Source organism: Ensifer sp. 38_S197, from assembly GCF_056924495.1.
The window spans coordinates 1,159,024-1,181,507 of record NZ_JBXOVZ010000002.1 but is presented as its reverse complement, the minus strand read 5'-3'; the positions used below and the strand labels follow the sequence as shown (position 1 = coordinate 1,181,507).

The window sequence follows — 22,484 nt, the reverse complement described above, 5'->3', positions numbered from 1 at the left end:
CTCCCCCTCCGCCACAACGAGACTGACAAACCTTCCGCCCCAAGCGGACGACGCAAGAGAAAGTGAAAGACATGATCCGCTACGGAACCAACCCGATCGCCTGGAGCAACGACGACGATCATTCGATCGGCGCGCATCTGACGCTCGAGGACTGCCTCTCCGATTGCCAGAAGATCGGCTTCGACGGCATCGAGAAGGGCCACAAGATGCCTGCTGATCCCGAGGCGCTGAAGCAGAAGCTTGCCTCCTACGATCTCGTCTTCGTTTCCGGCTGGCACTCGACCAACCTGCTCACCCATGACGTCGAGGCCGAGAAAAGGGCGATCCAGCCGCATCTCGATCTCCTGAAGCACAATGGCTGCAAGGTGGCGATCGTCTGCGAGACCTCGAACGCCATCCATGGCGACGATACGAAGTCCGTCGCCAACGACAAGCCGGTTCTGCCGGCCGACCAGTGGAAGAAGTTCGGCGCCGATCTCGAAGCGATCGCTAAGTATTGCGCCGATCAGGGCATCGACCTCGTCTACCACCACCACATGGGCACGATCGTCCAGACCGGCGAGGAGATCGACCTCCTGATGCAGAATACCGGCCCGGCCACCAAGCTGCTGCTCGACACCGGTCACGCCTGGTTCGGCGGCTCCGATCCGGCCGAGGTCGCGAAGAAATACATGCACCGCGTCCGCCACATCCATTGCAAGAACGTGCGCCCGGCCGTGCGCAGGCAAGTCGAGGGCGAAGGCCTCTCCTTCCTCGAAGGCGTACGCCGCGGCGTCTTCACCGTTCCCGGCGACAGCGAGGGCGGCGTCGACTTCCTCCCCGTCCTGAAAATCGCCGCCGAGCACGACTATTCCGGCTGGCTGGTGATCGAGGCGGAACAGGATTCGGCCGTGCGCAACCCGTTCGAATACCAGTCGCTCGGCCTGAAGTCGCTGAAGGCCTTTGCAAAGGAAGCCGGGCTCGACAAGTAAGCCCAGACTTTCGGTCGCCGGACTTGGAGTGAGTGCCCTCATCGGCGCGGTGAGGGAAACGCAGCGCCCCTCATCCGGCTACCGCCACCTTCTCCCCGCGCGCGGGGAGAAGGGATATGCTGCAACCGCTCGATCCTCTCAACGGCAGCGGTAAAGTGCAAACGGTGTCCCTTCTCCCCGCAAGCGGGAAGAAGGCTAGGGTGAGGGGCAGACCGCACGACCGGCACCCCATGATAAAAGAGTTAGGGAGACCGACATGTCCAAGCTGCTCGTCAAACCGAAAGCCAAATCGGGCCTCATGCAAAACGTGACGCCAGAGAGTGCCGGCTGGACCTATGTCGGTTTCGCGCTCGAACGGCTGAAGGCAGGGGAGACGACCGAAGGCGAGACGGGCGACAGGGAAGTCTGCCTGGTGCTGGTTTCCGGCAAGGCAAAGGTCACCGTCGACGGCGAGAGCTTCGGCGAGCTCGGCGAGCGCATGACGCCGTTCGAGGGCCAGCCCTATGCCGTCTATGTGCCGAAGGGCAGCCGCTGGCAGGCAACGGCGACCTCGGACCTCGACCTCGCTATCTGCTCGGCGCCGGGCGGCGACGGCTTCAAGGCGAAGGTGATCGCGCCAGGCACGCATCCGCAAATGACCCGCGGCAAGGGCACCAACACCCGCTACGTCACCAACATCATGCCGGAGGACGACGGCTCGGCACAGTCGCTGCTCGTCGTCGAGGTGATCACGCCCGGCGGCCACACCTCCTCCTACCCGCCGCATAAGCACGACCAGGACGACCTGCCGGCCGAGAGCTACCTGGAAGAGACCTATTACCACCGGCTGAACCCGCCGCAGGGTTTCGCCATGCAGCGCGTCTATACCGACGACCGCTCGCTGGACGAGACCATGGCGGTCGAGGACGGCGACGTGACGCTGGTGCCTAGGGGCTATCACCCCGTCGCCGCGGTACATGGTTACGACGTCTACTATCTCAACGTCATGGCCGGACCTAAGCGTATCTGGAAGTTCCACAACGCCCCCGAACACGAGTGGCTCTTCACCGGCGTGTAAGTTTCTACTTACGCAATCGCAGCGCCACGCTTCCAGCCGCTCCGCCAGTGGCGACCGTCGTCGATCGTCCGGCGTGAGCCATTCCGAGCTCCAACGCGGAAAGCGGCATACACTTTTTGCCGCGCCGCTCTAGCTTCCCTGCTTTCAGGGAGGCCTCGATGCATATCGATGGGCAATGCCACTGCGGCTACGTAACCTATGAGGCCGAGATCGATCCGACCGATGTCGCGATCTGCCATTGCACCGATTGCCAGCAACTGACGGGATCCGCCTATCGCGTGACCGCGGGCACGGCGCACGAGAAGTTCCGGCTGACCGGCGGCGAACCGAAGCTCTACATCAAGGTCGCCGACAACGGTCGCCAGCGGCTGCAATTTTTCTGCCCGAACTGCGGCTCGCCGATCTATACGACCGGCACGGGCGAGGACGCGCTGGAAGTCGGCATCCGGGTCGGCACGATCAACCAGCGCCGGGAGCTCAGGCCGAGATCGCAAATCTGGTGTTCTTCGGCACTGCCCTGGATCGGCGATGTCAGGAGATTGCCCGGCCGCGATCGCGACGAGGCGCCTTACGCTTAGATCACGGTGGTTTGGGGCGGGATGCCGGCGGAAACTGCACACATTCTTCCCGCTCCAGCCGCTCAAGCGGCGGCCAGCGGGCCTTCCTTCAACAACGCCCAGGCTTCTCCGATGACAACCGATGCAGGTGTCGCCGTCATCTGCGACGGGCGTGCATCGGGGTTTGCAGCGAGATAGGTCTTCACGAGGTGATAGCCAATCGTATAGCCGGCCCAGCGCGGCAGTGCGCGATCGCTGCCGAAGAACCAGCCGGCATGATCGTAGCTTTCCGCCCAGAGTTCCCGCTCGGCACGCTCCAGCAAACCTGCCCAATCGCCCGCTGTAATCGCATGGTTCCAGGCATGACCGTCGCCGCCATTGATCTCGACATCGAAAGCATCCGCAAGGCCTTCTGTGACCAGAGCTTCGCCCAGCTTGGAGCCATAGCCGCAGGTCGCGTGGCGGAAGGAATGGTGCAGCTCGTGCGTCAGCATTTTCCGCAATTCGCCGGCTGCCAGGCTGGCTTCGAAATTGGCGTTGCCGGGATCGAGCGTGAGGAAGACCAGCCCTCGGCGATAGCAGCCGCCCGCCACGCCAAGTTCGGGAATGGTCTCGCCCGGCCTGTTTTCGACGGCGATATCGATGGGAGCGGCACTGTCCGACGCAGGAACACGGGCGCCAACCCGTTCGGCGGTCTCGTGCACCTGATGCAGAATTTCCTCGCGCCAGCGCTCAAGCGATCCATACGCTTCAAGGAAATGAACACGCAGGTCCAGCATCTGGCGAATCTCCCGTCGTCGACATCACTCTACAGCGCGGCAAGGTAAGCATGCGGCCGGTGATTGCAATGCCGGGCAGAGGAAAACTTCAACTGGCAAGCGAACCTGCGGCAAAAGGCGTAGGGCGGACAGTGACCATCGGCACCCGCCTGACGCCGAAAGCGGCGCCGATGCCGATCAAAACCGGATCATCATAGCCGATCGCGGCGATGCCGGCGGCAAGGTCGCGCAAGGTGCCCTGCCAGCGCCGCTCGTTGCCGCGGCTGACATTGGCCGAGATGACGACCGGGGTCTCGCCGGATAACCCCTCCTCCTGGAGGTGCGCGGCGATGGCGGGTGCGGTGCGTCCGCCCATGTAGAAGACCGTCGTGGTCCTCGGGTCGGCAATGGCGCGCCAATCCATATCGGCGGGCAGGCCGCCATGGCGGGAGTGGCCGGTGACGAAGCGCACCGCCTGGGCATGGTCGCGATGGGTGAGCGAAAGACCGAGACGCGCGGCCATGGCGCTCGCGGCGGTGATGCCGGGCACGACATCGACCGGGATGCCTTCCTCTTCCAGCCGCGCGATCTCCTCGCCGGCCCGGCCGAAGATCATGGGATCGCCAGCCTTCAGGCGAACGACGCGTTTGCCGGCGCGCGCCAGCGCCACCATCATGTCGTTGATGTCCTCCTGCCGGCAGCTTTCGCGCCCGCCGCGCTTGCCGACCAGCATACGCTTGGCCTCGCGGCGGGCGAGTTCCAGAACCTCGTTCGAAACGAGATCGTCGAACAGGATGACGTCGGCCGCCTGCAGCGCCCGCACGGCTTTCAACGTCAAATACTCGCTGTCGCCGGGGCCGGCGCCGACAAGCGTCACGCGGCCGGTGGCGGCATGGTTCGCCGACAGGCGCTCCATCTCCGCCACCAGCCGCGTATCGACACCCTCCTCCGGTGTCGCCTGAAAAGCGAGATCGACGAAGCGTTCCCAGAAGGCGCGGCGCGGCGCACCGGGCTTCAGCCGTGCGTTGACCTTGTCTCTCAGCGTCTGCGCCAGCGCTGCCCAATCCTTCAGCACCGGCGGCAGCAGCGTCTCGATACGGCGGCGGATCGCCTGGGCGAGGATGGGTGCTGCGCCATCGGTCGAAATCGACACGACGACCGGCGAGCGATTGACGATCGAGCCGAACTGAAACTGGCAGAAGGCGGGTTTGTCGATGACGTTGACCGGCACACCGGCCTGCTGGGCAGCCGCGAAGAAGGTCCGTGCCTCCTCGTCGCTCCCACAATCGGCGATCGCGAGCGCGGCACCGGCCAACGCATCCGCCTGCCAAGGCTCGCGGTGATGAATGAGGCGACCGGAGGGATGAGCAGCACCTTTCTCGATCAATGCGGTGCAGACCTCGCCGAGCTCTTCCGCCGGCGCATAGATATGTACTTCGGCACCACAGGCGGCCAGCAGCTCCGCCTTCCAGGCGGCGGCGCTGCCGCCTGACACCACGGCGCGCTTGCCTTCGAGCGACCAGAAGACCGGCAGCTTGGCGAGCGCGGCCATGCGCGCCGGTTCGGCGCGCGATCGCTCTTCATTCCGCCGCGGCAGCAAGGCATCCATCGATGATCCCCCTGATCTCGGCGCGGCAAGAGCCGCAGTTGGTTCCGGCACTCACGGCCTGTCCGACCGCTTCGACCGAGCGGCAGCCGCCGCGGACGGCGGCGACGATCTGGTTGACGCCGACGTTGAAGCAGGAGCAGACAGCCGCTCCCGGATCCGGCGTGTCGGCACCGGGCCGGCCAGCCACGAGCGCAAAGCGCATGCGCAAATCCGCGTGCGAGACGCTGAGCTGCTCGACCGCCCAATTGCGGGCAACCGCCACGGGCTCGGGCGCGAGAAAGAGCGCCAGCAGCAGACGATCGCCGTCAAAAAAGGCAAGGCGGCGCTGACCGGAGGGGCCGTCGGCGTAGCCGATCGGCTCGATATCCTGAGGCAAACCGAAGGTCCCGCGACACCAGCCGATCCAATCCTCCGGCGCCTCTGCCGTGGCGAACTCCAGGCGCCAACCGCCCTTCGCCTTGGCGACCGCCCAGTAGCCGAGATCAAGACCCGAGGGTTTCGCCGCGCTGACCGCGAAGCCATAGGTCGAGGCGGAAAAGCGGCTGATCGCGACGGCGACGTTCTTGGAGGCCGGCTGGCCGGAGACCGGATCGGTGACCGGCGGGACCAGGGCATCGACGCGCGCCTTCGCGGTGAACTGGTCGTTCCAGTGCATGGGCACGAAGAGATTGCCGCGCGCCTGCCGCTCGGTGATGAGCGCGCGGACGATCGCCGAACCGTGGGGGCTTTCGAGCGCGACGAGATCGGCCGGCGCAATTCCGAGGTCCATCGCGTCGCGCGGGTGGATCTCGGCGAAAGGTTCGGCGAGATGAGCCGAGAGCCGCGCGCTCTTTCCGGTGCGGGTCATCGTATGCCAGTGGTCACGCACGCGGCCGGTATTCAAGGTGAAGGGAAAGGCGTCGCTGACGCGGACCGGAACGCTGCTTGCGACCGCCACGAAGCGGGCGCGCGCATCCGCGTGGAAGAAACCGCCATCGGCAAAGAAGCGGGTCTCAGCCTTCGGTTTTCCCTGTGGCTGTGGCCATTGGAATGGCGCGAGCGCGTCATAGTCGGCAGCGTCGATCTCAGCATGGGCGCCGATATCGAAATCCCGCCGCCCGTCATTCTCAAAGCCCGAAAGGCCGGCATTCTCGGCAAAAATCTCGGCCGGCGAGGCAAAGGCAAAGGCGCCCTGGAAGCCCGTGCGGCGGGCTACCTCGGCAAGCTGCCACCAGTCGGCGCGGGCTTCGCCGGGAGCCGCAAGGAAACCGCGCTGGCGGGAGATGCGGCGCTCGGAGTTGGTGACGGTGCCGTCCTTCTCGCCCCACCCGAGCGAGGGCAGCAGTACGTGGGCGTGGCGGGTGGTGTCGGTCTCTCGGAGCACATCGGAGACGACCACGAAGGGACAGGCCCTGAGGGCGGCCTCGACGGCATCGGCATCCGGCATGGAGACCACAGGATTGGTCGCCATGATCCAGATCGCCTTGATGCGGCCGTCGGCGACGGCGCTGAACATGTCGACGGCCTTCAGCCCCGGCTTTGCGGCGATCGACGGCGCGCCCCAGAAACGGCGCACCCGATCGCGATGCTCGGCCTTCTCGATATCCATGTGGGCGGCGAGCATGTTGGCAAGGCCGCCGACCTCGCGACCGCCCATGGCATTGGGCTGGCCGGTGAGCGAAAACGGCCCCATGCCCGGCCGGCCGATGCGGCCGGTGGCGAGGTGACAGTTGATGATCGCGTTGACTTTGTCCGTGCCGGAGGAAGACTGGTTGACGCCCTGGCTATAGCAGGTGACGACCTTTTCCGTCGTTTCGAACAGGCGGAAGAAGGCGGCGATTTCCGAGACTTCCAGCCCTGTTGTCTGCATCAAAGCGGCCTGGTCGAGCGCATCTGCGGCGGCGAGGGCTTCAGCGAAACCGCTGGTGTGGGCGGCGACGTAGGACTGATCGACAGCAGGGCTTGCCGCCAGATGGGCGAAGAGCGCGTTGAACAGCGCCACGTCGCCATCGGGACGGATTGCCAGATGCAGGTCGGCGATATCGGCAGTCATCGTGCGGCGCGGATCGATCACCACCACCCGCATCTCGGGCCGTGCCGCCTTGGCGGCGGCGAGGCGCTGATAGAGCACCGGGTGGCACCAGGCGAGATTGGAGCCGGTGAGCACCACGAGATCGGCGAGTTCCAGGTCCTCATAGCAGCCAGGAACCGTGTCCGAGCCGAAGGCGCGGCGGTGGCCGGCAACGGACGAGGACATGCAGAGCCGCGAATTGGTGTCGATATTGGCCGAGCCGATGAAGCCCTTCATCAGCTTGTTGGCGACGTAATAATCTTCGGTCAGCAACTGCCCGGAGACATAGAAGGCGACCGAGTCCGGCCCATGCTCGGCGATCGTCTGGGCAATGCGCGCGGCGACGAGATCGAGCGCCTCGTCCCAGCCGGCCTGCTTGCCGCCGATCTCCGGATGCAGCAGCCGGCCGTCGAGGTCGAGGGTCTCGGCCAGCGCCGAGCCCTTGGAGCAGAGCCTGCCAAAGTTGGCGGGATGATCGGTGTCACCGCGAACAGAGACGGCGCCATCCTCGGTGACCGTTGCGATCACGCCGCAGCCGACGCCGCAATAGGGACAGGTGGTCTTGACCTCCCGCTCCATGGTTATTCCGCCGCAATCAGCAGGCTTTCGAGCGCGATGTAGAGCGCGCCGCCGTCGATGCGCACCGGGATGGTGCGCACTGCGCCCTCGTCCGCCCCAAGCGCCTTGCCGGTTTCGAGCGAGATCACCCAGTTATGCAGGGGGCAGGTCACGGCCGCGCCGTGGACGATGCCCTCCGACAGCGGCCCGCCCTTGTGCGGGCAATGGTCCTCGATGGCGAAGACCTCGTTTTCGGCGGTGCGGAACACGGCGATCTTGCCCTGGGGCGTCTTCACGCAGCGCGCGCCCCTCAGCGGAATGTCGGAGATGTCGCCGATTGGATGCCAGTTCATATCCATCACCTCACTCTGCAGCTTCAGAAAAACCGACCGTCGCCATCGGCCGGAACTCGTGCTTGTCCTTGCCGGAGACGCGCTCCGACCAGGGGTCGACCTGGGCGAATTTCTGACTGAAGACGAAGCGGTCGAAATAGGCCTTGCGCTTGTCGGCATCACCGATGATCTGGCGGCGGATTTCGTCGAGGCCGACGCGCTTCGCCCATTTGTAGATGCGCTCGAGGTAGCGCGCCTGCTCGCGATACATCTGCGTCAGCGCCACGATATGCTCCAGCGCCTCGTCCTCGGTCTTCACCAGGCCAAGAACTTCCGTGCCCTTGATGTCGAGCCCGGCCGCCCCGGCGAAATGGATCTCGAAACCACTGTCGACGCAGATGACGCCGATGTCCTTGCAGGTGGCTTCCGCGCAGTTGCGTGGACAGCCGGAGACCGCCATCTTCAGCTTGGCCGGCGTCCAGGAACCCCACATGAACTTCTCGATGCGGATGCCGAGGCCGGTCGAATCCTGGGTGCCGAAGCGGCACCAGTCGGAGCCGACGCAGGTCTTCACCGTGCGCAGCCCCTTGGCATAGGCCTGACCAGAAACGAAGCCCGCCTTGCCGAGATCGGCCCAAACCGCCGGCAGGTTTTCCTTCTCGATGCCGAGCAGGTCGATGCGCTGGCCGCCGGTCACCTTGACCAGCGGGATCTCGAACTTGTCGACGACGTCGGCAATGGCGCGCAATTCCTGCGCATTGGTGACGCCGCCCCACATGCGCGGCACGACCGAATAGGTGCCATCCTTCTGGATATTGGCGTGGACGCGCTCATTGATGAAACGCGACTGGTAGTCGTCGGCATATTCGTCCGGCCAGTCGCAGACGAGGTAGTAGTTGAGCGCCGGACGGCACTTGGCGCAGCCGCAGGAAGTCTTCCACTCCAGCTCCTGCATGACGGCGGGAATGGTCTTCAGGCCCTTGGCCTTGATTAGCCGGCGCACGTCGTCATGGCCGAGTTCGGTGCAGGTGCACATCGGCTGGACGGCGGCGGGATTGTAGCTGTCGCCGAGTGTCAGCGACATCAGTTGCTCGACAAGGCCGGTGCAGGAGCCGCAGGAGGCGGACGCCTTGGTATGAGCCCGCACGTCGTCGAGCGAGCTCAGGCCCTTGGTGCCAATGGTCTCGACGATCTTGCCCTTGCAGACGCCGTTGCAGCCGCAGATCTCCGCATCATCCGGCAAGGCTGCAACGGCCGCCATAGGGTCCAGGGGCGACCCTCCCTGATAGGCCTGGCCGAAGATCAGCGTGTCGCGCATTTCCGAGATGTCAGTGCCACGCTTCATCAGATCGTTGAACCAGGCGCCGTCGGCCGTCTCCCCGTAGAGTACCGTGCCGATGATGCGGTTCTCCTTGAGCACGAGGCGCTTGTAGACGCCGGCGGTCGCGTCGCGCAACACGATCTCCTCGCGCCCCTCGCCATCGGCGAAGTCGCCGACCGAATAGAGGTTGATGCCGGTCACCTTCAGTTTTGTCGGTGTATCGGAATGAACAAAAGCACCACTGCGATCGCCGGCCAGGTGGCGGGCGGCAACCCGCGCCATCTCATAGAGCGGCGCCACAAGGCCGTAGACCATGCCGCCGACCTCGGCACATTCGCCAAGCGCCATGATGTGCCCGTCGGAGGTCTGCATGCCGGCGTCGACGACGATGCCGCGGTTGGTGGCAAGTCCTGCCTCCCTGCCAAGGCCGACATTCGGTCGGATGCCGACAGCCATCACGACCAGTGTCGCCGGGATGATGCGGCCGTCATCGAGCTCGATGCCCTCGACTTTTTCTTCGCCGATGATCCGCTTGGTGTTCGCCTTGGTGATGACCTTGATGCCACGCTCTTCGACCGCCTTCTGCAGCAGGTAACCGGCGGCGGGGTCGAGCTGCCGCTCCATCAAGGTCGGCATGACGTGCAGCACGGTAACGTCCATGCCGCGTGCATTGAGGCCGGCCGCCGCTTCGAGGCCGAGAAGGCCGCCACCGATGACGACAGCCTTTTCGCGCGACTGGGCCGCAAGCAACATCGCCTGCACGTCGTCGAGGTCGCGATAGGTGATGACGCCGCGCAGATCCTTGCCCGGCACAGGAATGATGAAGGGCACCGAACCGGTCGCGATCACCAGCTTGTCGTAGCTCTCGGTGACGCCATGGTCGGATGTGACGGTCTTGGCGTCACGGTCGATGGCGATGATCTTGTGGCCCTTGTAGAGCGTGATGCCGTGCTTGATGTACCAACCATCGCCATGGATGATGATCTGCTCGTAATCCTTTTCCCCCGATAGCACCGGCGACAGCATGATGCGGTCGTAGTTGACGCGCGGCTCGGCGTTGAAGATTGTCACCGCATAGCGGCCCGGTGCCTTCTCGAAGAGTTCTTCCAGCATGCGGCCCGGCGCCATGCCGTTGCCGATGATCACGAGCTTTTCAGTGGTGTGTTCGGCCATGGGATCACTCCGCAGCTTCGACGAAGCGGTGGCGCTCATAGAGAAACTTGAGCACGGCTTCGCGGCATTTGAGGTAGGTTCGGTCGCCGGCAAGCTCGATGCGCCGGCGCGGACGGGCGAGCGGCACGTCGAGGATCTCGCCGATGCGGGCCGATGGTCCGTTGGTCATCATCACGATGCGATCGGAGAGCAGCACCGCCTCGTCGACATCGTGGGTGATCATCAGCACGGTATTGCCGAGTTCGGCATGGATCTGCATCACCTGGTCCTGCAGATGTGCCCGCGTCAGCGCATCGAGAGCGCCGAAGGGCTCGTCGAGCAGCAGCACCTTCGGCTCCATCGCAAGCGCGCGGGCGATGCCGACGCGCTGCTTCATGCCGCCGGAGATTTCGGAGGGTCGCTTGTCGGCCGCATGCGCCATCTGCACGAGTTCCAGGTTACGCATCGCCCAGTCGTGGCGCTCGGCCTTGCTCTTGCTGCCCGCGAAGACCTTGTCGACGCCGAGGCGGACGTTTTCGTAGACCGTCAGCCAGGGCAGCAGAGAATGGTTCTGGAAGACGACGGCGCGATCCGGTCCCGGCTCGTCGGCAACCCGGCCGTCGAGCAGGACGACGCCGGTCGTCGCCTGTGTCAGGCCGGCAACGATGTTGAGCAGGGTCGACTTGCCGCAGCCGGAATGGCCGATGATCGAGATGAACTCGCCCTTGTCGACCGACAGCGACACCTGCTTCAGCACCTCGGTGCGGGTACCGCCGCGCTCGAAGCTTTTGTCGATCAGTTCCAGCGAAAGATAACTCTTGGTCATGGCTTTCCCCTCTCTCACGCGGTTGCAGTGCCGCGAGTGACGACGCGGCCGACGAGGGCGATGAGGCGATCGAGCAGAAAGCCGACGATGCCGACATAGATGAGCGCAACGATGATGTCGCTGATCAGCGAGGAGTTCCAGGCATCCCAGATGAAGAAGCCGATACCGACGCCGCCGATCAGCATTTCGGCCGCGACGATCGCGAGCCAGGAAAGGCCGATGCCGATGCGGAGGCCGGTGAAGATGTAGGGGGCTGCGGCCGGCAGCATGATCTTGGCGAAATACTCAAGGGCGTTGAGGCGCAGCACCTTGGCGACGTTCTGGTAGTCCTGCGGAATATTGCGAATGCCGACAGCGGTGTTGATGATGATCGGCCAGATGGCGGTGATGAAGATCACGAAGATTGCCGACGGGTTGCCGTCCTGGAAAGCAGCCAGCGACAGCGGCAGCCAGGCCAACGGCGGCACGGTGCGCAGCACCTGGAAGATCGGATCGAGGCCGCGCATGGCAAGCTGGCTCTGGCCGACCAGCGCGCCGAGCGCGATGCCGACGACGGCGGCGAGCGCATAGCCGATTGCGACGCGCTGCAGGCTCGCCGCTATGTGCCAGAAGAGCCCCTGGTCGACGCCCTGGCCGGTATAGAAGGGATGGGCGATCAGGTCCCAGCTTTCCGCCAGCACCCGCGTTGGCGACGGCAGGCTGGAATCAGGCGCCGAACAGGCGACCTGCCAGGCGACGAGGATCAGCGCCAGCGTGACGAGAAGCGGCAAGACGTTCGTGGCCGCGGCAACGAGTCTCGCGGTAAGCGGCCGGCCGCTGCCGACGCTCGCCGAGCGGTTGAACGCGATGACGCGCGCGGCTGGTCGAGGCATAGCGTCCTGCTTGAGTTTGAGATTGGTGACGGTCATGCCGTTCTCCTTGGAATTCGGAACGGATGGTCGCGAAGCACTTGCCGCGACCATCGCAATGGTCAGGCGACGCGCGAGATCGAAAGGCTTTTGAGGTAGGCGGCAGGATCCGCGGGATCGAAGATCTTGCCGTCGAAGAAGTTTTCGACGCCGCGCGAGGTGGATGCCGGCATGTCGGTCACCCCCAGATCCTTGGCGGCCTCGCGCCAGATATCCTCACGGTTGACCTTGGCGACGAGTGCCTTGATGTCGGTATCGGGCGCGAACTTGCCCCAGCGGATATTCTCGGTGAGGAACCAGGCGTCGTGGCTCTGGAACGGATAGGAGGCGTGATCGCGCCAGAACTTCATGAAGTGCGGGCTCTGCTCGACGACCTTGCCGTTGCCGTAGTCGTATTCGCCCTTGAGGCGATCGACGATGTCCTTTGGCGGCACGTTGAACCAGCTGCGCTTGCCGACGATCTTCGCCAGCTCGTCCTTGTTGGCCATGTCGTCGCACCATTGCGCCGCTTCCTGGATCGCCATGGTGAGCGCCTTGGCCGCGCGCGGGTTTTTCTCCACCCAATCGGCGCGCATGGCGAAGGACTTTTCCGGATGCTCGTTCCAGATCTCGGCGGTGTTGGCGGCGGTGTAACCGATCTTCTGATTGACGAGCTGCTCGTTCCAGGGCTCGCCGACGCAGAAACAGTCCATGGTGCCGACTTTCATGTTGGCGACCATCTGCGGCGGCGGCACGACGATGGTTTCGACATCCGTGTCCGGATCGATGCCGCCGGCAGCGAGCCAATAGCGGATCCAGAGATCATGGGTGCCGCCGGGGAAGGTCATCGCCACCTTGGCGGCGGCACCTTCGGCCTTCTTTTTGGCGAACGCTTCCTTGAGCGCGGATGCATCGAGGCCGACCTTGAGATCGGCATAGGCCTGGCCGACCGAGATCGCCTGCGCATCGAGATTGAGGCGGGCAAGAATTGCCATCGGCAGCGGCTGGTTGTTCTGGGTAACCTTGCCGGTGGAGATCAGATAGGGCATCGGCGTCAGGATATGGGCGCCATCGATGCCGGAACCGGCGGAACCCAGCACCAGGTTGTCGCGTGTCGTACCCCAGGAGGCCTGCTTGACGACCTCGACTTCGGTCATCCCGTATTTGTCGAAGAGACCCTTTTCCTTGGCGATGATCAGCGGTGCCGAGTCTGTGAGCGCGATGAAGCCGAGCACGGCCTTGGTGGTTTCCGGACCGGAGCTTTGCGCGAAGGCACCGGATGGGAAGGCCGACTTGACCGCGCCAAACAGGGCGGCGGTTGCCGTGGTCTTCAGCAGGCTGCGGCGGGTCAGGCCGCCGGTCGAAAACTTGGTCATGCGCAGGTTCCTCTGCTGGCCGGATAACCGGACATAAAAAAACGCCGCTCGGTGATTGCGTCCGGGATCGGGAGGAATCCTCGGGAACAAAAACCTTGCGACGTCGGTGTCTTCGGCAAACGCGATCTGGCGTTTGATCTCGCTTCGATCGCCATTGACCGAAGCATTTCTAGAAAAGCAAAGGCCGTGCCAGTTCGCTGACTTGACCTTTAGATACTTGAATTCAAAACGTAATTTTCGGACTCAGGTGCAGCGCACATAAATTCGCCTATTGTAGAGTCTGCTGAATTATTGTGCGGCGCACATATTTCGCATCCGGACTCTGCACAAACATGGTGCGTCATCCTCAGCTCTCCTGCTCAACCGAAACGATCGCCATGGAAGCGCGAACGGGAAAAGAGTGGACATAAGCCTCGATATCCGCGGGATCGAAAACATGTCCGTCCATGAAGCGGTCGCCCGGCCTGTCACCCTCGATACGAATAGCGGCATCGGCGGGAATGGCGGCCTCGCCGAGCGCCTGGCGATAGAGGTCGGGGCGATAGGCGGCAGCGGCCAGCGCCTGCATCTCGGGCGACAATCGCGCCTGGCCCCAGCGCACCATCTGGCTGTAGAGCCAGAGCGCCTGGCCGGGACGGGGATAGTTGGCGTGCTCGCGATGGAAGGCGAAGTAGTCGTCAATCACGCGCCTGTTGCCCGCCGCATCGATGGTGAACTCGCCGGCGAGAACCCGGCGGATGATTTCGACCGGGGCGCCCACGTAGCGGGGGGCGGCGAGCAGTTCGGCAAGCGTGCCGCGATTGTCGGGCTCGTCGCACCAGCGCGCCGCCCGGTCGAGTGCCACGATCAGACGCGATACGGTCTCGGCGTTGGTCTCCGCCCATTCCGGCCGCATGCCGATCACCTTTTCCGGTGCCGAAGGCCAGATGTCCTGCTTGGCGGCGACGATGCGCCCGAGGCCGCGCTCGGAGGCCACCATGTTCCAGGGCGCGCCGACGCAGAAACCGTCGATGGCGCCGGCGGCGAGCGCATCGGAGGTCAAGGGTGGCGGCACGACCACGAGCTTCACATCGCGATCCGGATCGATACCGCCTGCAGCCAGCCAGTAGCGGACCTCGTAGTTGTGCGAGGAGAACGGATAGGTGACGCCGAGCCTTGGCGCCGGCTCGCCGCCGTTGCGCATCCGGCCGAGCACCGCAGCGAGTGCACGCGCATGGGCGAGCGCATCCTCCACCTCGCCAAGATCACCCACTTCCTGCATGCGGGCGAAGAGCCGGTTGGAAAGCGTGATCGCATTGCCGCCGCGCCCGAGGGAGAAAGGCGCGATCGTCGGCGAGGGATTGGAACCGAGGCCGAGCATGGCCGCGACCGGCATCGGCGAGAGCATGTGGGCGATATCAAACTGACGAAAAGCGAGCCGGTCGCGCACATTGGCCCAGGAGACATCCTTGACGAGATCGAGCGTCAGCCCCTCCTTGCGAGCGAAGCCGAGTTCCGCCGCTGCGATCAGCACAGCGGCATCGACCAGCGGAATGAAGCCGGCGCGGATCGTTCGTGCCCCCTCGCCACCCAGTCTCACCGGCGCGGGCAGACCCTCGCCCATCGCCGCGCCGGGTCGCGAATTGTCGATGGTCGTCATGATGTTCACTCCGGTATCTCCTTCCGACAGCATCGGAAACCGCGCCCTCACATCAGCAGGCCTGCGGCCGTCACCACGCTTTGCGCGATCTCCGACATCTTCTTCTTTTCGTTCATCGCCGTCTGGCGCAGCAGCGCGAAGGCCTCGTCCTCGGAGAGACCCCGCATCTTCATCAGGATGCCCTTGGCGCGCTCGATCACCTTGCGCTCTTCCAGCGCCGATTTCGCATCTGCAAGCTCACGCTGCAGCCGGCTGAAGGCGTTGAAGCGGCTGACGGCCATGTCGAGGATCGGCTTGACGCGCTCCTTCTTCAGTCCGTCAACCACATAGGCGGAGACGCCCGCCTCCACCGCGGCCTCGATCGAGGCCGTATCGGAGCGGTCGACGAACATGGCGATCGGCCGCCCGACGGTGCGGGTCAGCTGGAACAGATGCTCCATCATGTCGCGGTTGGGGTTTTCGATATCGATGACGATGACATCGGGCCTCAGCGTCTCGATGGTGCGGACCATGCCCTGGACTTCATGGATGACAGTGACCTTGCGATGGCCGGCCTCATGCAGCCCCTCCTCGATGATCGAGGCGCGGATGGCGTTCTCGTCGATCACGAGAATGGTGAGGTCCCGATGCGTCATGCGCCGATCATGATGCCGCGCAGCATTTTTCGCAACAGGATTTGCCTAATGTTTTGACAATCTTTCATTATGCATAAATTTTACTCAACTCGCCGATTGAATTGGCAAGGCCAGGACGATAGCGGGATGCACCTGGACGATGTAGAAGACTGGAAGCAAGGGGATCGGCGCGCAGATGGCAAAGGGTCAGTTCAGGATGCTGCATAGCGTGACCGCGGGCATAGACGCGGTCGAGGCGCAAACGCGCCATTCCTTCGCCCGCCACACCCATGAGCAGTTCGGCATCGGGCTGATCTACCAGGGCGCCCAGAAATCGCTCAGCGGCCGCGGCATGGTCGAGGCCGGCGCCGGCGATATGATCACCGTCAATCCCGGCGAGGTGCATGACGGCGTGCCGATTGGCGACGCCGGGCGCTCCTGGCGCATGCTTTACTTCGATCCTGCCGTCATCTCCGCCGCCGCCGAGGATATCGGCCAGGGCCGCTCGGATGCCGACGAGTTCGCCTCACCCGCTTTCAGGGACGCGGACACGGCAAACGAGTTCTGCGCCCTGTTTGCGGCAATCACAGACCCCACGGCACAGGACGAGGCGATCCGGCGCGAGGAACGGCTTCTTCTGCTGCTGGCGAGCGTTCTTGCCACCGGCAGGGCACGGCACCACGAAAGACCGGCAATGATCACCGCCGCCAAGACGATGATCGACGACGATCCGACGGCGGCGATCACCCTTGCCGACCTCGCCGCGGAGGCAGGGCTCAGCCGCTTTCAACTGATACGCAACTTCGCCAAATCGGTCGGCCTGACGCCGCATGCCTATATCGTACAGCGCCGCATCGATCTCGCCCGCCGCCTGATCGGCGAAGGCATGCCGTTGGCAGAGGCTGCATTCGCCGCCGGTTTCGCCGACCAGAGCCACATGACTCGCGTCTTCGTCAGCAAATACGGGCTGTCGCCGGGTGCTTACGCCGAGGCAAGGAAGTAGCACCCGCAATTCCGTTCAAGACCCGAAATCCTCTCCGGCGCATTGCTGCACCCGCCGCGCGTCGAAAGCGCGGCACTGCAACGGAGGACGGACATGTCGGAAAAATTTCGGGGCTATTTCTATCTGTCAGTGGCGATGATCCTCGTCGGCAGCACGGTGATCGCCAGCAAGATCATTGCTGCTGGTCTGGCCCCTTTCACCGCGACGGCTCTGCGCTTCGCCGTCGCCTTCCCGCTCTTCCTGCTGCTGATGAAGTTCACCGGGACGTCGTGGCCGAAACTCAGGTCGCGAGACTGGCTGATTCTCATCACCCAGGCCGGCGCCGGCAGCGTCGGCTACACCACCCTGCTGATCACCGGCCTGAGCCTGACGGCAGCAACCGACGCCGGCGTGGTGATTGGCACCCTTCCGGTCGTTTCCGCCGCCATCGCCGTCCTCATACTCGGCGAGCACCCCGACCGGCGGATGCTTGCAGCGATCGCGCTCGCCGCCGTCGGCGTGCTCACGATCGTCTTCAAGCCCGGCGAAGGCGCCGGCCATTCTCCGCTCGGTATCGCCCTCATCTTCGGCGCCGTCGTCTGCGAGGGCCTGTTCATCCTTCTCAACAAACGCGTCAGGGCCGAGATCTCGCCGCTGGCGCTTTCGACGCTGATGGCCGGCCTCGGCTTCGCCGTCGCTCTCATCCCCGCCCTCTTCGAACCACATGCGACAGTAGGGATCGACAAGAGCGCGATCTTTGCGGTTCTCTACTATGCGCTCGTTCCGACGGTGGCGGGCTTCGTGCTCTGGTACGCCGGCTCCGCACGGGTGAGCGGCACCGAGGCCTCCGTCTTTACGGCATTGGCGCCGGTTTCGGCTGTCCTCTTCGCCTTCCTGCTGCTCGGTGAACCGGTCGGCGTCCACCAGCTTCTCGGCATCGGCTGCGTGCTCGGCGCCGTTCTTGGACTGACCGTGCCTCAGATCCGCTCCAGCCGAAGGACAGCGGGCGCCTTTCCCGCAAAGGAGGCTTGAGCCAGAATGAACCCACAGGCTTCGAGGATCTCCATGCATTTCCAACACGCAGATGATATCTGGCGCGATTTCCCGGAGCTCAGCGCCGGCGCCGTCTTCATCAACGGCGTATGCAGCGATGTCTCGGTCGAGGACGATATTCGCCGCCTCCACGCGATCGCAAACGACCGCCTCGGCACCGAGGCCGAAAGCGACCTGCCGGAAATCCAGGCCTGGCGCCGGACCTTTGCGAAGATGGGGCTGAAGCCGACGCAATATCGTTCGGCCTCCGAGGCGCTGCTCAGGCGCTTCCGGAAGGAAGGCGGCCTGCCGGTGATCCACCCGCTGATCGATCTCTGCAACGCCGCCTCGCTCGCCTTCGCGATCCCGATTGCGGTCTTCGACCTGTCACACATCGCCGATTTTCTGCAGGTCCGCCGGGCGTTCGGTAATGAAACCTATCTGACCTTCTCGGGAGAAGTGGAAAGCCCGGAACCCGGCGAGGTGATCTTTGCCGATGGCGAAGGGCGGGCGCACGCCCGACGCTGGACCAACCGTCAGAGCGGCCATTCGGCGATCCGGCCGCAGACCACACGTGCACTGATCGTTGCCGAAGCCCTGCACGAGACGGCGCGCGACGATGTCGAGCGTTTGATGATCGCGCTTTCGGGGGTGATCGCGGCAGCGTGGGATGTTCGCCCGAGCATGGCCGTGCTCGATCGCTCGTCACCGCGTTTCGATTTTTCGATTTAGGGGATCAGCTACGGCGCATCAGCGCCGAATTGCCGGCCGGTGCCGTTGGGCACCGGCCGGACGGAAAACAATCAGGCCGCCTTGGCGACGTGATATTCCTTGATCGCGACCATTTTGATCGCCGGGTAGCGCTCCGCCTCGTAGCGCAGCGAGAAGCTGTCCTGCGCCAGGAAGACCGGGTCGCCGTCGAGATCGCGGGCGATGTCGCCGCGGCGCGCCGTGATGAACTTGTCGAGATCGGCGGCTTGATCGGCCGAAATCCAGCGGCAGACGGAGAAGCGTGACATTTCGAAGGAAACCGGCAGGCCGTATTCGGCGCTGAGGCGCTCCTTCAACACGTCGAGCTGCAGCGCGCCGACGACGCCGACGATCGCCGGCGAGCCGTCTTCGGGCGAGAAGAGCTGGACGACGCCCTCTTCCGCCATCTGCTGCAGCGCTTCCTTCAGCTTCTTCGCCTTCATCGCATCCTCCAGCCGCACGCGGCGCAGGATTTCCGGCGAGAAGTTCGGCACGCCCTGGAACACCAGCGGCTCACCCTCGGTCAGCGTATCGCCGATACGAAGCGTTCCGTGGTTCGGGATGCCGACGACATCGCCCGCATAGGCGGTGTCGGCAAGCTGGCGCTGCGAAGCGAAGAAGAACTGCGGGGCGCTGAGGCCCAGTTGCTTGCCGGTGCGCGACAGGCGCGCCTTCATGCCGCGCTCGAGCTTGCCGGAGCAGACGCGGGCAAAGGCGATGCGGTCTCGATGGTTCGGATCCATGTTGGCCTGGATCTTGAAGACGAAGGCCGTCATCTTGTCGTCGGTCGCATGCACGGTGCGGATATCGGCCACCTGGTCACGCGGCGGCGGCGCCATGTCGCCGAGTGCGTTGATGAGATCGCGCACACCGAAGTTGCGCAGCGCCGAGCCGAAGAAGACCGGCGTCAGGTGACCTTCGAGAAAGGCCTTCTTGTCGAAGGGCTTGCAGGCCTCGATCGCCAGCGTCAGCTCGTCGGTGAAGGCGTCGCGCTCGTTTTCCGGCAGGCGATGGGAGGCCATTTCCGGACCATTGACCTTGGTCGGAATTTCCTGCGTATCGGAACCGCGCACGGTGTTGTCGGCCAGATGATAGGAACCGCAGAAGGTCTTGGACCGGCCGATCGGCCAGGTCACCGGCGCGCAATCGAGCGCCAGCTTTTCCTCGACTTCATCCAGGATCTCGAACGGATCGCGGCTCTCGCGGTCCATCTTGTTGACGAAGGTGATGATCGGGATATCGCGCATGCGGCAGACTTCGAAGAGCTTCAGCGTGCGCGGCTCGATACCCTTGGCGGCGTCGATGACCATGACCGCGGCATCCACCGCCGTCAGCGTGCGATAGGTGTCGTCGGCGAAGTCTTCGTGGCCGGGCGTATCGAGAATGTTGAAGACGTTGCCGCCATATTCGAAGGTCATCACCGAGGTGACGACCGAGATGCCGCGTTCGCGCTCGATCTTCATCCAGTCCGAACGGGTCTGGATGCGATCCTTCTTCGCCTTGACCTCGCCGGCGAGCTGGATGGCGCCGCCGAACAGCAGCAGCTTTTCGGTGAGCGTGGTCTTACCGGCGTCCGGGTGCGCAATGATCGCAAATGTGCGGCGGCGGGAGACCGCCTCGGCGAGAGTTTCAGCCATGTCGTAGAATCCTGTGAGTTGCCGCGTCCTTTACAGGCTCGGCCCCGATTATGCAATTGACCGAGGCACCCACGCGCCGGCTTATGCGACCATGAGCACACATCCGTCCGAATCCCGCCCGACCCTCAACCTCGTTCGCCTGCCGCACGGCGAGGGCCTTGAGCTGCCCGCCTACGAGACATCCGGCGCCGCCGGCATGGATTTGCGCGCGGCCGTTCCCGCCGATCGCCCGCTGATGCTCACTCCGGGCAAGCGCGCGCTGGTGCCGACGGGCTTCGTCTTCGAGGTTCCGGCGGGCTATGAGGCACAGATCCGGCCGCGCTCGGGGCTCGCCTTCAAGCACGGCATCACCTGCCTCAACACGCCCGGCACGATCGACAGCGACTATCGCGGCGAGGTGAAGGTGCTGCTCGTCAATCTCGGCGACGAGGATTTCCTCATCGAGCGCGGCATGCGCATTGCCCAGATGGTGATCGCGCCGGTCACGCAGGTCACGGTCCGCGAGGCTGACGGTGCGAGCGAGACGGCCCGCGGCGCCGGCGGCTTCGGCTCCACCGGCGTTTAAACGAGATTTTTCCTAAATCAACGGCGGCAGGCGGCGCTTGACCGGCGACGACTTGACGATCGAGGTGTTGGTCTGCGCCTTCTCGGCGATCCGGTCGAGGATCGTGTCCAGTTGCGCCATGTCGCGCACGAAGAGCTTGGCGATGAAACAATCGTCGCCGGTGACCTTGTCGCATTCGACGATTTCGGGCGTGTCCTGGATCAGCCGCTCGACGATGTGGAGCATGCCCGGCATCGGCCGCACGCGTATGACCGCCTGCAGCGGATAGCCGACCTTCATCGGGTTCAGCGCGATGGTGAAACCATCGAGGATACCGCGTTCTTCCAACTTGCGGAGACGATCCGCAGCACTCGGAGAGGATAATCCCGCCTCCTGCGCCAGTTCCTTCAGCGAGACCCGGGCATTGGCTGCCAGAATGTCGAGGATTCGTCGGTCAATCTCGTCCAGCATCACGACACCATAAGCCACAGCAACAAACATAACTTCGATAATTAGGCAATCTAGCACGATTGCCTTTGTTCATCCATGGGAATGGCCGCAAGCACCGGCTATTCTCCGATCACCAAGATGGAGCAGTGATCATGAACATCGAACTCAAACGCGGCAGTATCGAGATGACGGCGGCCATGCTGATCTCCGGAACCATCGGCTGGTTCGTGCTGATGTCGGGGCAGCCGGTGACGAGCGTGGTGTTCTGGCGCTGCGTCTTTGGGGCCTTCACTCTCGTGGCCATCGCCTGGGCGCTCGGGCTTCTCGAGCGTCGTCACTTCAGCCGCCGGATGCTGTTGCTCTCGGTTGCCGGCGGCATCGCGATCGTCGTCAACTGGCTGTTGCTCTTCGCCGCCTATTCCCATGCGTCGATCTCGATCGCCACCATGGTCTACAACACGCAACCCTTCATGCTGCTGGGCCTCGGCGCGCTGTTCCTCGGCGAGAAGATCACCGCCACCAAGATCTTCTGGCTTACCGTCTCCTTCGCCGGCATGCTGGCGATCGTCGCGGCCAAGCCCGGCCATGGCTTCGCCCCGGAAAGCTATCTGACCGGCATTGCGCTCGCGGTCGGTGCCGCCTTCTTCTATGCGATCGCAGCGATCACAACAAAGCTGCTCAAGGGCACGCCGCCGCATCTGATCGCACTGGTGCAGGTGATCACCGGCACCGTGATGCTCGCGCCGATGGCGCTCGCCGCCCCCGCACCGTCAGGGGCCGCACAGTGGTCGATCCTCCTCACCCTCGGTGTCATCCACACCGGGCTGATGTATGTGCTGCTCTATGGCGCGATCCAGCGGCTGCCAACGCATATGACCGGCGCGCTCTCCTTCATCTACCCGATCGCCGCCATCCTGGTGGACCGCGTCGCCTTCGGCCATCAATTGCAGCCGGTCCAGATCCTCGGCTCCGTGGCGATCCTCGTTGCCGCCGCCGGCATGAATCTCGGCTGGAAACTTCGCCTTCCCTCTTCTATCAAGCGGCAACGCGAAGGGAGAGCCGCATGATCACCTGTTACCTGAAATACGTCATCGATCCCTACAAGGCCGCCGAGTTCGAGCACTACTCCAAGCTCTGGATTCCGCTCGTCAATCGGCTGGGCGGCACGCATCACGGCTATTTCATGCCGCACGAGGGCGCAAACAACATCGCACTGGCTCTCTTCAGCTTTCCGAGCCTTGCGGCCTATGAAAGCTACCGCAAGGAAATGGCCGCGGATGCGGAGTGTCGGGAAGCCTTCGCCTATGCCGAGAAGACGCGCTGCATCGTCAGCTATGAGCGCAGCTTCATGCGGCCGGTTTTCGAATAATCTTCTGCGGAGA

21 protein-coding genes are annotated in these 22,484 nt (G+C 64.1%); 9 read left to right on the top strand and 12 right to left on the bottom strand.

Annotated features, from left to right (window positions below; genetic code table 11):
* Positions 1-71: 71 nt before the first annotated feature.
* The 3 genes from iolE to AC1Z3V_RS18865 all read left to right on the top strand — a co-directional run bounded on the left by iolE (position 72) and on the right by AC1Z3V_RS18865 (position 2,606).
* Complete coding sequence (gene iolE / locus AC1Z3V_RS18875; protein ID WP_483501038.1) at positions 72-971, top strand: myo-inosose-2 dehydratase; 900 nt, start codon at positions 72-74, stop codon at positions 969-971.
* Positions 972-1,227: 256 nt separating this feature from the next.
* A complete protein-coding gene (iolB, locus tag AC1Z3V_RS18870; RefSeq protein WP_483501037.1) occupies positions 1,228-2,028 on the top strand; it encodes a 5-deoxy-glucuronate isomerase in 801 nt (266 codons plus the stop codon).
* 158 nt (positions 2,029-2,186) lie between these two features.
* Positions 2,187-2,606, top strand: coding sequence for a GFA family protein (locus AC1Z3V_RS18865; RefSeq protein ID WP_483501035.1), 420 nt, complete (start codon positions 2,187-2,189; stop codon positions 2,604-2,606).
* Between the two features lie 62 nt (positions 2,607-2,668).
* On the opposite strand, the gene AC1Z3V_RS18860 is transcribed toward AC1Z3V_RS18865, so the two are convergent.
* From AC1Z3V_RS18860 to AC1Z3V_RS18815, 10 genes are all read right to left on the bottom strand, one after another.
* Positions 2,669-3,364 carry a DUF2268 domain-containing putative Zn-dependent protease gene (locus tag AC1Z3V_RS18860; protein WP_483501034.1) on the bottom strand — a complete coding sequence of 232 codons (696 nt, stop codon included), beginning with the start codon at positions 3,362-3,364 and terminating at the stop codon, positions 2,669-2,671.
* A gap of 88 nt (positions 3,365-3,452) precedes the next feature.
* Positions 3,453-4,952, bottom strand: a complete 1,500-nt coding sequence (gene cysG, locus AC1Z3V_RS18855; RefSeq protein WP_483501032.1) for a siroheme synthase CysG — start codon at positions 4,950-4,952, stop codon at positions 3,453-3,455.
* On the bottom strand, positions 4,924-7,581 hold the full coding sequence (locus AC1Z3V_RS18850; protein ID WP_483501031.1) for a nitrate reductase: 2,658 nt from the start codon (positions 7,579-7,581) through the stop codon (positions 4,924-4,926). The genes cysG and AC1Z3V_RS18850 overlap by 29 nt, the downstream gene beginning before the upstream one ends.
* A gap of 2 nt (positions 7,582-7,583) precedes the next feature.
* Entirely contained in the window at positions 7,584-7,919 is a 336-nt protein-coding gene (gene nirD, locus AC1Z3V_RS18845) for a nitrite reductase small subunit NirD (RefSeq protein WP_483501029.1), read from the bottom strand.
* A gap of 4 nt (positions 7,920-7,923) precedes the next feature.
* Positions 7,924-10,386 carry a nitrite reductase large subunit NirB gene (gene nirB, locus AC1Z3V_RS18840; protein WP_483501028.1) on the bottom strand — a complete coding sequence of 821 codons (2,463 nt, stop codon included), beginning with the start codon at positions 10,384-10,386 and terminating at the stop codon, positions 7,924-7,926.
* Between the two features lie 4 nt (positions 10,387-10,390).
* Positions 10,391-11,191 carry an ABC transporter ATP-binding protein gene (locus tag AC1Z3V_RS18835; protein ID WP_483501026.1) on the bottom strand — a complete coding sequence of 267 codons (801 nt, stop codon included), beginning with the start codon at positions 11,189-11,191 and terminating at the stop codon, positions 10,391-10,393.
* A gap of 14 nt (positions 11,192-11,205) precedes the next feature.
* Positions 11,206-12,099 (bottom strand): nitrate ABC transporter permease, encoded by an 894-nt coding sequence (ntrB, locus tag AC1Z3V_RS18830; RefSeq protein ID WP_483501024.1) that lies wholly within the window; start codon positions 12,097-12,099, stop codon positions 11,206-11,208.
* A 62-nt stretch (positions 12,100-12,161) separates the two neighbouring features.
* Positions 12,162-13,454 carry a CmpA/NrtA family ABC transporter substrate-binding protein gene (locus AC1Z3V_RS18825; RefSeq protein ID WP_483501022.1) on the bottom strand — a complete coding sequence of 431 codons (1,293 nt, stop codon included), beginning with the start codon at positions 13,452-13,454 and terminating at the stop codon, positions 12,162-12,164.
* A 346-nt stretch (positions 13,455-13,800) separates the two neighbouring features.
* Positions 13,801-15,102, bottom strand: a complete 1,302-nt coding sequence (locus AC1Z3V_RS18820) for a CmpA/NrtA family ABC transporter substrate-binding protein (RefSeq protein WP_483501020.1) — start codon at positions 15,100-15,102, stop codon at positions 13,801-13,803.
* A 38-nt stretch (positions 15,103-15,140) separates the two neighbouring features.
* The gene (locus AC1Z3V_RS18815; protein ID WP_429810912.1) at positions 15,141-15,728 is read right to left on the bottom strand and encodes an ANTAR domain-containing response regulator; all 588 of its coding nucleotides are present in this window, start codon (positions 15,726-15,728) and stop codon (positions 15,141-15,143) included.
* 175 nt (positions 15,729-15,903) lie between these two features.
* On the opposite strand from AC1Z3V_RS18815, the gene AC1Z3V_RS18810 reads away from it, so the two are divergent.
* The 3 genes from AC1Z3V_RS18810 (at position 15,904) to AC1Z3V_RS18800 (ending at position 18,453) form a co-directional block, all read left to right on the top strand.
* Positions 15,904-16,710, top strand: coding sequence for an AraC family transcriptional regulator (locus AC1Z3V_RS18810; protein WP_483501019.1), 807 nt, complete (start codon positions 15,904-15,906; stop codon positions 16,708-16,710).
* A gap of 93 nt (positions 16,711-16,803) precedes the next feature.
* Positions 16,804-17,721 carry a DMT family transporter gene (locus tag AC1Z3V_RS18805; protein ID WP_483501017.1) on the top strand — a complete coding sequence of 306 codons (918 nt, stop codon included), beginning with the start codon at positions 16,804-16,806 and terminating at the stop codon, positions 17,719-17,721.
* Positions 17,722-17,754: 33 nt separating this feature from the next.
* Positions 17,755-18,453 (top strand): B3/B4 domain-containing protein, encoded by a 699-nt coding sequence (locus AC1Z3V_RS18800; protein WP_483504112.1) that lies wholly within the window; start codon positions 17,755-17,757, stop codon positions 18,451-18,453.
* A 71-nt stretch (positions 18,454-18,524) separates the two neighbouring features.
* Here AC1Z3V_RS18800 and AC1Z3V_RS18795 read toward each other — a convergent pair whose 3' ends face one another.
* Complete coding sequence (locus AC1Z3V_RS18795) at positions 18,525-20,108, bottom strand: peptide chain release factor 3 (protein ID WP_483501015.1); 1,584 nt, start codon at positions 20,106-20,108, stop codon at positions 18,525-18,527.
* 91 nt (positions 20,109-20,199) lie between these two features.
* On the opposite strand from AC1Z3V_RS18795, the gene dut reads away from it, so the two are divergent.
* Positions 20,200-20,673 (top strand): dUTP diphosphatase, encoded by a 474-nt coding sequence (gene dut, locus AC1Z3V_RS18790; RefSeq protein WP_483501013.1) that lies wholly within the window; start codon positions 20,200-20,202, stop codon positions 20,671-20,673.
* A gap of 12 nt (positions 20,674-20,685) precedes the next feature.
* On the opposite strand, the gene AC1Z3V_RS18785 is transcribed toward dut, so the two are convergent.
* The gene (locus tag AC1Z3V_RS18785; protein WP_483501011.1) at positions 20,686-21,123 is read right to left on the bottom strand and encodes an Lrp/AsnC family transcriptional regulator; all 438 of its coding nucleotides are present in this window, start codon (positions 21,121-21,123) and stop codon (positions 20,686-20,688) included.
* A gap of 131 nt (positions 21,124-21,254) precedes the next feature.
* Between AC1Z3V_RS18785 and AC1Z3V_RS18780 the strand changes: the two genes are divergently transcribed.
* Positions 21,255-22,169, top strand: a complete 915-nt coding sequence (locus AC1Z3V_RS18780; protein ID WP_483501009.1) for a DMT family transporter — start codon at positions 21,255-21,257, stop codon at positions 22,167-22,169.
* The gene (locus AC1Z3V_RS18775) at positions 22,166-22,471 is read left to right on the top strand and encodes an NIPSNAP family protein (protein ID WP_483501007.1); all 306 of its coding nucleotides are present in this window, start codon (positions 22,166-22,168) and stop codon (positions 22,469-22,471) included. The genes AC1Z3V_RS18780 and AC1Z3V_RS18775 overlap by 4 nt, the downstream gene beginning before the upstream one ends.
* The last annotated feature ends 13 nt before the right edge of the window (positions 22,472-22,484 follow it).

Excerpts from the sequence above, each read along its gene's own strand:
- AC1Z3V_RS18810 (WP_483501019.1), top strand. The coding sequence starts at position 15,904 with ATGGCAAAGGGTCAGTTCAGGATGCTGCATAGCGTGACCGCGGGCATA.
- AC1Z3V_RS18835 (WP_483501026.1), bottom strand. The coding sequence starts at position 11,191 with ATGACCAAGAGTTATCTTTCGCTGGAACTGATCGACAAAAGCTTCGAG.
- iolB (WP_483501037.1), top strand. The coding sequence starts at position 1,228 with ATGTCCAAGCTGCTCGTCAAACCGAAAGCCAAATCGGGCCTCATGCAA.
- AC1Z3V_RS18805 (WP_483501017.1), top strand. The coding sequence starts at position 16,804 with ATGTCGGAAAAATTTCGGGGCTATTTCTATCTGTCAGTGGCGATGATC.
- AC1Z3V_RS18785 (WP_483501011.1), bottom strand. The coding sequence starts at position 21,123 with ATGCTGGACGAGATTGACCGACGAATCCTCGACATTCTGGCAGCCAAT.
- AC1Z3V_RS18850 (WP_483501031.1), bottom strand. The coding sequence starts at position 7,581 with ATGGAGCGGGAGGTCAAGACCACCTGTCCCTATTGCGGCGTCGGCTGC.
- AC1Z3V_RS18865 (WP_483501035.1), top strand. The coding sequence starts at position 2,187 with ATGCATATCGATGGGCAATGCCACTGCGGCTACGTAACCTATGAGGCC.
- iolE (WP_483501038.1), top strand. The coding sequence starts at position 72 with ATGATCCGCTACGGAACCAACCCGATCGCCTGGAGCAACGACGACGAT.
- cysG (WP_483501032.1), bottom strand. The coding sequence starts at position 4,952 with ATGGATGCCTTGCTGCCGCGGCGGAATGAAGAGCGATCGCGCGCCGAA.
- AC1Z3V_RS18800 (WP_483504112.1), top strand. The coding sequence starts at position 17,755 with ATGCATTTCCAACACGCAGATGATATCTGGCGCGATTTCCCGGAGCTC.
- AC1Z3V_RS18775 (WP_483501007.1), top strand. The coding sequence starts at position 22,166 with ATGATCACCTGTTACCTGAAATACGTCATCGATCCCTACAAGGCCGCC.
- AC1Z3V_RS18815 (WP_429810912.1), bottom strand. The coding sequence starts at position 15,728 with ATGACGCATCGGGACCTCACCATTCTCGTGATCGACGAGAACGCCATC.
- nirB (WP_483501028.1), bottom strand. The coding sequence starts at position 10,386 with ATGGCCGAACACACCACTGAAAAGCTCGTGATCATCGGCAACGGCATG.
- AC1Z3V_RS18780 (WP_483501009.1), top strand. The coding sequence starts at position 21,255 with ATGAACATCGAACTCAAACGCGGCAGTATCGAGATGACGGCGGCCATG.
- ntrB (WP_483501024.1), bottom strand. The coding sequence starts at position 12,099 with ATGACCGTCACCAATCTCAAACTCAAGCAGGACGCTATGCCTCGACCA.
- AC1Z3V_RS18860 (WP_483501034.1), bottom strand. The coding sequence starts at position 3,364 with ATGCTGGACCTGCGTGTTCATTTCCTTGAAGCGTATGGATCGCTTGAG.
- dut (WP_483501013.1), top strand. The coding sequence starts at position 20,200 with ATGAGCACACATCCGTCCGAATCCCGCCCGACCCTCAACCTCGTTCGC.
- AC1Z3V_RS18825 (WP_483501022.1), bottom strand. The coding sequence starts at position 13,454 with ATGACCAAGTTTTCGACCGGCGGCCTGACCCGCCGCAGCCTGCTGAAG.
- AC1Z3V_RS18795 (WP_483501015.1), bottom strand. The coding sequence starts at position 20,108 with ATGGCTGAAACTCTCGCCGAGGCGGTCTCCCGCCGCCGCACATTTGCG.
- nirD (WP_483501029.1), bottom strand. The coding sequence starts at position 7,919 with ATGGATATGAACTGGCATCCAATCGGCGACATCTCCGACATTCCGCTG.